The sequence below is a fragment of the Corynebacterium sp. CNJ-954 genome (assembly GCF_001942345.1).
Taxonomy (GTDB): domain Bacteria; phylum Actinomycetota; class Actinomycetes; order Mycobacteriales; family Mycobacteriaceae; genus Corynebacterium.
The window spans coordinates 40,624-51,737 of sequence record NZ_MKKI01000011.1 but is presented as its reverse complement, the minus strand read 5'-3'; the positions used below and the strand labels follow the sequence as shown (position 1 = coordinate 51,737).

The window sequence follows — 11,114 nt, the reverse complement described above, 5'->3', positions numbered from 1 at the left end:
CGATGGCAGACCACGCCCGCGCCGCCCGTATGGCCAAGCGCATCATGACCATTGTCGCGTCGGCGATCGAGCGCGACGTGAAGGACCCACGGCTGGAGTTCGTCACCGTGACGGACTGCCGGGTCACCGGCGACCTGCACGACGCCACGGTGTTCTACACCGTGCGCGGTCGGACGGTGGAGGAGGAGCCGGACACCGAGGCTGCGGCTGAGGCTCTCCACCGCGCCCGCGGGCAGCTCCGGAAGATCGTCGGCGACCAACTCTCCGTCCGGTTCACTCCGACGCTGCGGTTTGAGCTGGACACCGTACCGGAGGCGTCGGCGCACCTGGAGGAGCTGCTGGCCAAGGCCCGCGACATCGATTCCCGGGTACGGGCCCAGGCGGAAGGCGCGACCCCGGCGGGGGAGGCGGACCCGTACCGCTCACCCGCGGACGAGTCAGAGGAGTGAGTGCAACACCTCCTGCCGGCGTGAGGGCGGACACCCGGACCATTCTCGGTCTGGCGTGGCCCGCCCTCGCGGTGTTAGCGGCCACCCCGCTGTACCTGCTGTGGGACACCGCGGTGGTCGGACGGCTCGGTGCCACGGACCTGGCCGCCCTGGCGGCGGGCGCGACCGTGCTGGCCCAGGTCACCGTGCAACTGACCTTCCTGTCGTACGGGACGACGGCCCGTGCGGCGCGGAGGTACGGAGCAGGGGACAGTGCGGGGGCCGTCGCCGAGGGCGTTCAGGCGTCCTGGGTCGCCGTCGGTGTGGGGGCGGTCCTCGCGGTCCTGGTCGCGGTCTTCGCCACACCGGTGACGGGGTGGTTGACCGGCGGATCCGCCGACGGTGGATCCGTGGTGGCCGACGAAGCGGCGTCCTGGTTGCGGGTGACGTCACTGTCCGTGATCCCGGCGTTGCTGACGATGGCCGGTAACGGGTGGTTGCGTGGCGTGGCCAACACCCGCGCTCCGCTGTACTTCACGTTGGCGGGTGTCGTGCCGATGGTGGTGACGGTTCCGTGGGCCGTGGACCGCTACGGTCTGGTCGGTTCGGCCTACGCCAACGTGCTCGGTGAGGTGATCACGGCGACATGTTTCGTGGTGGCGGTCATCGTGACATGGCGCAAGGTCGGCGACGGCCGGTCCGTGCGGCCCAGCTGGGCGGTCATCCGCCCCCAGTTGTCGATGGGCCGTGACCTCATCCTGAGGTCGATGAGCTTCCAGGTCGCTTTCATCTCCGCCGCAGCGGTCGCCGGTCGGATGGGGGACGCGTCCCTTGCCGCCCACCAGGTGATGCTGCAACTGTGGAACTTCCTGACGCTGGTGCTGGATTCGGTCGCGGTCGCCGCCCAGACCCTGGTCGGGGCGGCCTTGGGTTCTGCGTCGGTGCGGGCTGCCTGGCAGGTCGGCCATCGCGTTCTGCGTTTCTCCGTGGGGGCCGGCCTGGCCCTCGCGGCCCTGTTGGCGGTCGGCGCTTTTGTCATCCCGGGGGTCTTCACGGCCGACGAGACGGTGTTGTCGACGATGTGGGGCCCGTGGTGGATCCTCGTGGCGATGGTCGGGCTCGGCGGTGTCGTCTTCGCGATCGACGGCGTCCTGCTGGGTGCGGGGGATGTAGCGTTCCTCCGGACCGCCTCGATTGTCTCGGTGCTGGCAGGTTTCCTCCCTGGCGTGTGGCTGTCCTGGATATTCGACCTGGGGCTGACCGGGGTCTGGTGCGGTCTGCTCGCTTTCATCGTGATCAGGTTGGCTGCGGTGGTGTGGCGCTACAGGAGTGGACGGTGGGTCCGCACTGGAGAGTGATTTCTGTTTTAGAAGTGACGTATGTGTTTGCAGTGACTAGAGTGACGTAAATGATGAGTGGGAGCGACGTGGAAGAGGGTACAGAGACAGACACCGGTGTGCAGCGCCGGACGCTGTGGGCTGTCTCGGACCTCCACGTGGCGGCCCGCGGGAACCGGGAACTCGTCGAGCGCACCGTACTCCCGGAGAACCCCGGGGACTGGCTGATCGTGGCCGGTGATGTCGCGGAACGGACCTCCACGATCTTGGAGACCCTCCGATCGTTGTCGGAGAAGTTCGCCCAGGTCATCTGGGTGCCCGGCAACCACGAGCTGTTCTCCCGGTCGTCCGATGAGGTACATGCGGTCCAGAAGTACGATGAACTGGTCAAAGGCTGCCAGTCGATGGGCGTGCTCACCCCTGAGGACCCGTACCCGAAGTTCGCCGGCCACACCATCGTGCCGATGTTCACGCTGTACGACCATTCGTGGCGGGACCCGTTGGTCACGGTGGAGCGTGCGCTTTCCGCGGCAGAGGGCAATGGCGTGGTGTTCACCGATCAGGTCGCGATCGCCCCCTATGTCGACGTTCCGCTCTGGTGCCAACGGCGCCTGGGATACACTGTGCGTCGACTGTCGAAGGTGTTGGGGCCGACGGTACTGGTCAACCACTGGCCGCTGGTGCGTGAGGTCACTGCACGGCTCCGGCTGCCGGAAGTTGCGTTGTGGTCGGGCAGCCGGCATACACAGGACTGGCCGGTGCGCTTCGGTGCGGAGACGGTGATTTACGGGCACCTGCATATCCCGGTCGTGACCGAGGTGGACGGTGTCCGCCATGTCGAGGTGTCGCTGGGCTACCCGCGGGAACGCCAGCGGACCCTCGACCAGCGCCGCGAACGGAACCTCTGGCCGTATCCGGTGCTGACCGAGTCAACCGGAGAGGAAGCGGGATGATCATCTCAGCACCGTATGTCGCCGTGGGTTTCGGTGACACTGACCGGACTCCGGTCGTTCCCCGCGACCTTATCCCCGCCGACGCCGGCCTGGTGGAGTATCACCCGGGGCGGGTCATCGATCTCACCCACTACGACGAGCTCGACGAGGAGGAGAGGCGAATCGTCGGCGCGGCAGTGGACTCCCGCAAGGCCGAGTTCGGCGACGGCCGGTGGTGCGCCCACCGCGCACTGCGCGGTCTGGGGATCGACGGTCCCATCCTGCGCGGTGACAAGGGACGGCCCCTGTTTCCGGGGCCGGTCACCGGCACCATCTCGCACACCCGGGGCCTGCGTGTCGCACTCGTCGGCAGGACGGACCGGTGGCGCAGCCTGGGCCTGGATGTGGAGGTCGCACAGCGGCTGCCGGACGGTGTGTTGTCGGCTGTCAGCTCTCCGCTGGAACGCCGCTCACTCCAACGCGCGGCGCAACGGGCACCGGGGCGTTCACTGGGCACTGTGCTGTTCAGCGCGAAGGAAGCGGTCTACAAGGCGTGGTTTCCCCTGGTCGGGCGGTTCCTCGACTTCGATGAAGTCGAGCTTCACCTTGATGTGGGCCCGCGGGACGACATAACCTCCGTCGACGAGGTCGGCGGAGGTTGGCATGCCCGTGTGCTGTCCCAGCCGAGCCCGGTGCCCACCATCGAGGGGCAGTGGGTGATCCGGGACGGTTTCGTGGTGACCGTCTGCGCGATCCCGGGGTGACCTCAGGGCATACCGGCGTGGTTCAACAGGGGGATGTCAGTAGTACCCGCCCTGGCGGAAGTCCCAGGAGTTGAACTGGTCGGCGAGGATCAGCACGATCTCGTCGTTGTAGATGCCCTTGCGGATGAGTGTGGGGCAGGGGGTGATCCCGCGCTGGCCGTTCTGCTCGGGCACCAGCGTGCCGTCGTCGTCAACCATGGAGACCATGACGCCCTGCTCGTACCGGGTGTCGATGTTCTTGTCCGGCTGGATCGAGGCGACATAGTCGTTGCCTTCGATGATCAGGTCGGCTTCACCGGCGATCTCCTCGCCGATGCCTTCGATCAGCCCGCGGTTGCCCTGGCCGGAGGGGTTGGCCGATGACGCGAAGACCAGGCGGCGGTCCTTCTCCCACAGTTCCCGGGCGATGTTCTCGCCAGGGGTGCCGAACTTGAGCACGAAGCAACTGGTGTTGCGGGTGTCGGACGCGAGCTCGCCGGCGCCTTCCGGCATGTACTTGTCCTGGGCACCCTCCTTCCACGGGAGGATGCAGCCCATCAGGATATCGCGGTCCACGCAGGTCTGGTAGAACTTCTCGATCTCGGGGGTCAGTTGAGCGAGTTCCTTGAGCTGCTCGATCGACCCACACAGCACGACGCCGGGTTTGTTGCGCTTGCGGTGCTTGACAGCGAACTTGCGCTCCAGGCCCTCGCGGTCACTCGTGGCGATGATGTAGCCGACCTTGGTCGGGGTGACCACGATATGCCCCGGGGTACGGAGCAGGTCGACGGCCTCCTGCTGCAGTCCACCATTCCACTGGATCTGGCGGGAGTTCTCGTTCTCTGCCATGTGTTCCTCTCTGAAGTCCAACTGTTGTTCGGGTGCATCTCGGGGCGACAGTGTCTCACTGGTCGGGAGAAGCTATCTCACGTTCTGGCATTCTAGTGCACCGTTGCGACGCCTGCTGAATCGGGGCCGGGGTGCACCGTCGTGTCGTCGGAACCCGGGTGCGATATGTCACAAAGGGTTGAACTCGGCGCCATGAGGTCCAGTATGGGAGGTGAGGCAAACCTAACGGGCACCCTCGTCCGTTCGAGGAGGCCTCAGAAGAAAGGAGCAGGTGATGACGGAAGTACAGGAACTCGCCACTTTCGTGGAAAAGGCAGATCTCGGCGACCTCAGTCCGGAAGCTCTTGAACAACTCAAGATCCGGGTGCTCGACACACTCGGAGTTGCTGTCGGTGCGCTCGACGCTGAACCGATCGACGCGATCAGGGGACTCCTGGATGACCTCGGCGGGACTGAACAGGCGACATTGATCGGCGGGGGAAAGACCTCGCCGGAGAAGGCGGCGTTCTTCAACAGTGCCCTCAGTCGCTACCTCGACTTCATGGACGCCTATCTCGCGAAAGGCGAGACCAACCATCCCTCAGACAACTTCGGGGCGGTCCTCGCCGCAGCCGAGAGTGTTGGAGCCAGTGGGGCGGATCTGCTCACCGCTTTCGCGGTGGCGTACCAGGTCCATACCCGCCTGTCGGACGTCGCGCCGGTCCGCGCCCTCGGATTCGACCACACCACCCAGGGGGCGTTCGCTGCAGCGTGTTCGGCAGCCAAGGCACTCGGTCTCGATGCCGACCAGATTGCGAATGCCGCGGCCATGGCGGGCACGGCGAACGTGGCCCTGCGTGTCACGCGCACCGGCAACCTCAGCCACTGGAAGGGGCTGGCGTACCCGCACGTCGCCAAGGAGGGGGTGTGGTCGGCACTGTTGGCGTCCCGAGGCATCACCGGGCCCGGGGAGGTCTTCGAGGGCAACAAGGGATTCAAGGATCTCGCCGGCGACTACACGCTGGACTGGTCGTCCGAGGACCTCGAGAGTGTCACCCGGACAATCATCAAGAAGTACAACGCCGAGATACATTCGCAGTCCGCCCTGGAGGCGGTCCTGGATATCCGCTCCCGGGAGGGTTTCGACCCGTCGCGTATCGACACTGTCAGGCTGTCCACGTTCGACGTCGCGTACTCGATCATCGGCGGCGGCGAGGAGGGGGACAAGCAAACCATCCGTACCAAGGAGGAGGCGGACCATTCGCTCCCGTGGATGCTGGCCGTTGCGCTCCTCGACGGTGAACTCAATCCCCGTCAGTATGACCCGTCTCGCATCGTCGCCGAGGACGTCCAGCAGCTCATGACCAAGGTCACGATCACGCCGGACGATGCGTTGTCCGACCGTTTCCCGGAGGAGATGCCTGCGGAAGTCACCGTCACGCTCGATGACGGGACGGAGTTCAGCGCCGAGAAATCCGCCTACGACGGATTCTTCACCCGCCCCCTGGACTGGGACGCGGCCTGCGTGAAGTTCAACGTCCTCACCGCGCCATTCGCTGACCGGGCGCTACGCGACGAGATCAGTGACATCGTCCACGACCTCGACAACCGTCAGGTCACCGAGTTGACCACTGCTCTGGCGAAGATCTCCACCACGCGCACGGAAGGGCAGCCGTGACTGCCGACCCCACCGACACCACCGGGCGACTCAGTCCATCCCCGCCGGGCGTGCCACGAACACGCTGGATGCGCGCGTGCCCTTCTCCTCGAGAAGAGCCACGGCCCTGCCGTCAGGAGTGACGGCGGCATAGACGCCGCGCATCCCGACCGGAGAGAGCCATTTACCCAACGACAGTGCGTCTCCGTCCGTACCGGAGACCTCACGGACCGGGAAGCAGATCGACATGGCCTCGTCCAGGGACATCGTCAGTGCGGGGGAGGCGCCGGTGTCCTCGCGGACGGCGAAGAGCTCCTCGAGCGTCCGGGCCTCGGCCACGGCGAACGGCCCTGCGCTCGTACGCCGCAGCGCGCTCAGATGGCCACCGACACCGAGGGCCTCGCCGACATCCCGAGCGATCGACCGGATGTAGGTGCCTGACGAGCAGTGCACGCTGATGTCGGCCTCGGCGACCCGCTCTCCGCCCTCACCGTCGATACGCACGTCAGACACCGCGAGTTCGTGGACGGTCACGGGGCGTTCGGGAAGTACGACGTCCACACCCTCCCGGACGAGTTCGTGGGCCCGACGGCCGTTGACCTTGATTGAACTGACACTGCTGGGCCGTTGCATGATCTCGCCGGACTGTGCGGCGAAAGCCTCCCGGACACCGTCGACCGTCAGGGAGTCCATCGCCTGGGCAGGTGCCGTTGAGACCGCGTCGCCCTCGATGTCGTCGGTGACGGTGGCGGACCCGAAGCGGACCGTGGCGTCGTACCGTTTGTCGTGTGTCACCACGTGTGCGAGGAACTTGGTGCCCCGTTCGACTCCGACGACGAGGACGCCGGTTGCCATCGGGTCCAGCGTTCCGGAGTGTCCGACCCGTCGCGTGCCGAAGATACGTCGACACCGTGAGACGACATCGTGACTGGTCATTCCGGCGGGTTTGTCGACGATGACGAGACCGGAGCGGGCGATGATCCCGTCGGCTGATTCTCTTGCAGGCATGGAGCACAGTCTAGGTGGTGACCGGAAGTGTCGTAGTGTGGTGTCCGTGGATATCTGGAACGGACTGGACGAGGTTCCCTCGGACCTCCAGGGAAGCGTGGTGACGATCGGTGTCTTCGACGGAGTGCACCGTGGACACCAGACGTTGATCGACACGGCGGTCACCAAGGCACGGGAGCTCGGTGTGCCGGCGGTGATGATGACCTTCGACCCCCACCCGACGGTGATCTTCCTGCCGAAGAGTGTCCCGCCGTTGCTTGCCACGGTCGAACAGCGGGCGGTGAGTGCCGCCCGGTACGGTATCGACGCGATGCTCGTGGTCGCCTTCGACGACGAGATCATCTCCTGGAGCCCGGAAGAGTACTTCCGACGGGTCATCGTCGATCTCTTCAAGGCTAAAGCCGTGGTGGTGGGGGACAACTTCACCTTCGGGAGCCAGGCATCCGGCACCTCGGAGACGATGAAGGAACTGGGGGAACGTTACGGTGTGGACGTCACCGTCCACGGACTGCTGCGTGACGGCGACGGTACCGACGGCACCGACGGCCACACGGTGTGTTCGTCCTGGATCCGTGAGCAGCTCGCCGCTGGAAACGTTGCGGGTGCTGCAGGGGCTTTGGGCCGGAACTTCACCGTCCGCGGCGTCGTGACCAGGGGCGCAGGCAGGGGTGGCGCCGCCCTGGGTTTCCCGACCGCGAACCTGTACTTCCCGGACAGCCAGGCCCTGCCGGCGGACGGAGTCTATGCCGGAGACCTCCGTATCCTGCCGACCCAGAAAGACCCCGTCGGCGCCCTGGTCGGCGACATGCCGGTCGACGTCCACCTCCCTGCGGCGATTTCAGTCGGTACGAACCCTACGTTCGGCGACGAGACGCGCAGCGTGGAGGCATTCGTCCTGGACCATGAGGCCGACCTCTACGGCAGGAAAGTCACCGTCAGTTTCATCGACCACATCCGTGGCATGGAGAGCTACGACGGTCTCGAGGAACTTGTCGAGGCCATCGGCAATGATGTCGAGGCCACACGGAGATTGGTGCCCCGCCAGCGGGGATGATAGTGTCATCCGGTCTGTGACTGTGGTTCGCGGTAGTCACAACGGCGCCCGCCCCCGGGGCGGTGTGTCCTCATCTTTCGCGCGGACTGAAACAACCATCAGGAGAATCACCATGGCTCTGACCAAGGACCAGAAGGCCGAGACCCTCAAGGAATTCGGCGTTCACGAGACCGACACCGGCTCACCTGAAGCACAGGTCGCGCTGATGACGGTGCGTATCCGTCAGCTGACCGAGCACCTCAAGTTCCACAAGCACGACCACCACTCCCGCCGCGGACTGCTGCTGCTGGTCGGTCGTCGCAAGAGGCTGCTGAAGTACCTGCAGGAGAACAACGTCGAGCGTTACCGTTCCCTGATCGAGCGCCTGGGCCTGCGTCGCTAGACGTCCCCAGCGCTGGCACTGACCCCGTAGACCGTCACCGACGGTGTGCGGGGTTTCGTCGTCCCAGGATTCGGGGAGGGTGTTTCGGCCGGTGGTGGTGTAGGATGATCTGCGGTAATTGTCCAGAACACGAGAATCCGTACCCGAGGCCGGCACCGACGACCGGCACAGGGACCGAAAAAGACGCAGAAGGTATACGCACCAACGTGACATCGCAGAACGAGAACGACACCCAGCCGAAGAAGGCCTCGACGAAGAAGGCACCGGCCAAGAAGACCGCCGCGAAGAAGGCGCCCGCAAAGAAGACGGCTGCCGCGGGGGCGACGGGAGCTGCCAAGGCCCCCGCCAAGAAGGCTCCCGCGAAGAAGACGCAGGCGAAGAAGGCTCCGGCGAAGGCTGCAGCGGAGAAGAAGACGCCGGCGACCAAGACGCCGGTCGCGCCGACCCACAAGGCTGAACTCATCGACGCCGAGTCCGGTATCTGGGAGTCCACCGCCACCATCGACAACGGTGACTTCGGCACCCGGACGGTCTCCTTCGAGACCGGTCTGCTGGCACGCCAGGCGGACGGCGCCGTCACCGCCTACCTCGACGACGACACGATGATGCTGTCGACGACCACTGCATCGAAGAAGCCGAAGGAGAACCTCGACTTCTTCCCACTGACGGTCGACGTCGAAGAGCGCATGTACGCCGCAGGGCGCATCCCCGGCAGCTTCTTCCGGCGCGAAGGCAGGCCGGGCACCGAAGCCATCCTCGCCTGCCGTCTGATTGACCGGCCGCTGCGCCCGACCTTCGCCAAGGGAATCCGTAACGAGGTCCAGGTCGTGGTCACGGTCATGTCCATGGATCCCGACGACATGTACGATGTGGTCGCCATCAACGCCGCCTCAGCCTCCACGCAGCTCTCCGGCCTGCCGGTCTCCGGCCCGGTCGGTGGCGTGCGGATGGCCCTCGTCGTCGACGAGGACCATGCCGAAGGCCAGTGGGTGGCCTTCCCGACCCGTCAGCAGCAGGAACAGGCCGTCTTCGAGCTCGTCGTCGCAGGCCGCGTCGTCGAGCCGGTCCGTAAGGGACGTGGTCGCCGCAAGCCCGTCCCCGGTGAGAACGTCGCCATCATGATGGTCGAGGCCGGGGCCACCGACTCCGTCGTCCAGCGCGTCTCCGAGGGAGCGCCGGCGCCGACGGAGGCCGTCGTCGCCCAGGGCATTGACGCCGCACGTCCCTTCATCGCCGAACTCTGCGGTGCCCAGGCAGCACTGGCCACCGCGGTCGACGCCCAGGCACGCGCATTCGAGCTGTTCCCGCCCTTCGGCGAGGACGTGTTCGCCGCCGTCGAGTCCGAGTCCGCCGACAAGCTCTCCGGCATCATGTCCATCGCCGACAAGGCCGAGCGCGATGACGCGCTGTCCGAGGACATGGCCGCAACCGTCGAGGCGCTGGAGGCGCAGTTCGAGGGCCGCACCTCCGAGATCCGTAACGCCCACAACGAGGTCACCCGCCAGCTGGTGCGTACCCGCATCCTCACCGACGGGTTCCGCATCGACGGCCGTGACGCCACAGCCATCCGCGATCTCGGCGTGATGATCGACCTGGTGCCGCGTGCCCACGGTTCTGCTCTCTTCGAGCGGGGCGAGACTCAGATCCTTGGTGTGACCACACTGGACATGCTCAAGATGGAACAGAGCATCGACAGCCTCGGGCCGGTGGACTCCAAGCGGTACATCCACCACTACAACTTCCCGCCGTACTCCACCGGTGAGACAGGACGTGTCGGATCCCCCAAACGTCGCGAGATCGGTCACGGTGCCCTGGCAGAGCGTGCCCTGCTGCCGGTGATCCCGTCCCGTGAGGAGTTCCCCTACGCGATCCGGCAGGTGTCCGAGGCACTGAGCTCGAATGGGTCGACGTCCATGGGTTCGGTCTGTGCGTCCACCCTGTCGCTCTACAACGCCGGCGTGCCCCTCAAGGCCCCGGTGGCGGGTATCGCCATGGGTCTGGTCACCGGCGACGTCGACGGCAAGGAAAGCTACGTCACCCTCACCGACATCCTCGGTGCTGAGGACGCTTTCGGCGACATGGACTTCAAGGTCGCCGGCACCGCCGACTACGTCACGGCCCTGCAGCTGGACACCAAGGTCGACGGCATCCCGTCCGATGTCCTTGTCGCCGCTCTGGCTCAGGCCCGCAGCGCTCGCCTGGAGATCCTGTCCACCATGGGTGAGGCCGTGGCAGGACCGGAGGAGATGAGCGAGTTCGCCCCCCGGATCACCACCGTCAGCGTCCCGCAGAACAAGATCGGCGAGCTGATCGGGCCGAAGGGCAAGACGATCAACCAGATCACCGAGGAGACCGGTGCGAACATCTCCATCGAAGATGACGGAACGGTCTTCATCTCTGCCGCGGACGGCAAAGCCGCCGACGCAGCGGTTGACAAGGTGAACTCGATCGCGAACCCGCAGTTGCCGAAGGTCGGGGACCGGTACCTGGGCACCGTGGTGAAGACCACCGCCTTCGGCGCCTTCATCTCCCTGCTCCCGGGCAAGGACGGGCTGATCCACATCTCGAACCTCGGCGGCGACCGTCGTGTCGAGAAGGTCGAGGACGAGGTCTCGGTCGGTCAGGCCCTCGAGGTCGAGATCGCCGACATCGACAACCGGGGAAAGATTTCCCTGGTCCTCGTTGACGCCAACTGACCTCTCCGGACGTCAACCGCCAGCCACACACCACCGGAATGATTCAGGA

Annotated in this window: 10 protein-coding genes; 8 read left to right on the top strand and 2 right to left on the bottom strand. The window is 65.8% G+C overall.

Annotated features, from left to right (window positions below):
* The first annotated feature begins 2 nt into the window (after positions 1–2).
* The 4 genes from rbfA to BJF89_RS04850 are packed head-to-tail and all read left to right on the top strand — an operon-like array spanning position 3 to position 3,461.
* Positions 3–449, top strand: a complete 447-nt coding sequence (gene rbfA / locus BJF89_RS04865; RefSeq protein WP_075812763.1) for a 30S ribosome-binding factor RbfA — start codon at positions 3–5, stop codon at positions 447–449.
* Entirely contained in the window at positions 446–1,786 is a 1,341-nt protein-coding gene (locus BJF89_RS04860; RefSeq protein WP_075812761.1) for an MATE family efflux transporter, read from the top strand. The genes rbfA and BJF89_RS04860 overlap by 4 nt, the downstream gene beginning before the upstream one ends.
* Before the next feature lie 50 nt (positions 1,787–1,836).
* The gene (locus tag BJF89_RS04855) at positions 1,837–2,718 is read left to right on the top strand and encodes a metallophosphoesterase (RefSeq protein ID WP_255372491.1); all 882 of its coding nucleotides are present in this window, start codon (positions 1,837–1,839) and stop codon (positions 2,716–2,718) included.
* Positions 2,715–3,461, top strand: a complete 747-nt coding sequence (locus BJF89_RS04850; RefSeq protein ID WP_075812759.1) for a 4'-phosphopantetheinyl transferase — start codon at positions 2,715–2,717, stop codon at positions 3,459–3,461. Before BJF89_RS04855 ends, BJF89_RS04850 begins: the two co-directional genes overlap by 4 nt.
* A 36-nt stretch (positions 3,462–3,497) precedes the next feature.
* Here BJF89_RS04850 and BJF89_RS04845 read toward each other — a convergent pair whose 3' ends face one another.
* Positions 3,498–4,289 (bottom strand): L-threonylcarbamoyladenylate synthase, encoded by a 792-nt coding sequence (locus BJF89_RS04845; RefSeq protein ID WP_075812757.1) that lies wholly within the window; start codon positions 4,287–4,289, stop codon positions 3,498–3,500.
* Between the two features lie 274 nt (positions 4,290–4,563).
* On the opposite strand from BJF89_RS04845, the gene BJF89_RS04840 reads away from it, so the two are divergent.
* Positions 4,564–5,946 (top strand): MmgE/PrpD family protein, encoded by a 1,383-nt coding sequence (locus BJF89_RS04840; protein WP_075812755.1) that lies wholly within the window; start codon positions 4,564–4,566, stop codon positions 5,944–5,946.
* Positions 5,947–5,976: 30 nt separating this feature from the next.
* Here BJF89_RS04840 and truB read toward each other — a convergent pair whose 3' ends face one another.
* Entirely contained in the window at positions 5,977–6,933 is a 957-nt protein-coding gene (gene truB / locus BJF89_RS04835; protein WP_075812753.1) for a tRNA pseudouridine(55) synthase TruB, read from the bottom strand.
* A gap of 46 nt (positions 6,934–6,979) precedes the next feature.
* On the opposite strand from truB, the gene BJF89_RS04830 reads away from it, so the two are divergent.
* The 3 genes from BJF89_RS04830 to BJF89_RS04820 all read left to right on the top strand — a co-directional run bounded on the left by BJF89_RS04830 (position 6,980) and on the right by BJF89_RS04820 (position 11,065).
* The gene (locus BJF89_RS04830; RefSeq protein WP_075813338.1) at positions 6,980–7,987 is read left to right on the top strand and encodes a bifunctional riboflavin kinase/FAD synthetase; all 1,008 of its coding nucleotides are present in this window, start codon (positions 6,980–6,982) and stop codon (positions 7,985–7,987) included.
* 112 nt (positions 7,988–8,099) lie between these two features.
* Positions 8,100–8,369, top strand: coding sequence for a 30S ribosomal protein S15 (gene rpsO, locus BJF89_RS04825; RefSeq protein WP_038548233.1), 270 nt, complete (start codon positions 8,100–8,102; stop codon positions 8,367–8,369).
* A 461-nt stretch (positions 8,370–8,830) separates the two neighbouring features.
* Positions 8,831–11,065, top strand: a complete 2,235-nt coding sequence (locus tag BJF89_RS04820; protein ID WP_075813336.1) for a polyribonucleotide nucleotidyltransferase — start codon at positions 8,831–8,833, stop codon at positions 11,063–11,065.
* Positions 11,066–11,114 lie beyond the last annotated feature (49 nt).

What these genes read in the sequence shown, in the direction of transcription:
- truB (WP_075812753.1), bottom strand. Translation starts at nt 6,933, where the DNA reads ATGCCTGCAAGAGAATCAGCCGACGGGATCATCGCCCGCTCCGGTCTC.
- BJF89_RS04845 (WP_075812757.1), bottom strand. Translation starts at nt 4,289, where the DNA reads ATGGCAGAGAACGAGAACTCCCGCCAGATCCAGTGGAATGGTGGACTG.
- BJF89_RS04840 (WP_075812755.1), top strand. Translation starts at nt 4,564, where the DNA reads ATGACGGAAGTACAGGAACTCGCCACTTTCGTGGAAAAGGCAGATCTC.
- BJF89_RS04855 (WP_255372491.1), top strand. Translation starts at nt 1,837, where the DNA reads ATGATGAGTGGGAGCGACGTGGAAGAGGGTACAGAGACAGACACCGGT.
- BJF89_RS04850 (WP_075812759.1), top strand. Translation starts at nt 2,715, where the DNA reads ATGATCATCTCAGCACCGTATGTCGCCGTGGGTTTCGGTGACACTGAC.
- rbfA (WP_075812763.1), top strand. Translation starts at nt 3, where the DNA reads ATGGCAGACCACGCCCGCGCCGCCCGTATGGCCAAGCGCATCATGACC.
- rpsO (WP_038548233.1), top strand. Translation starts at nt 8,100, where the DNA reads ATGGCTCTGACCAAGGACCAGAAGGCCGAGACCCTCAAGGAATTCGGC.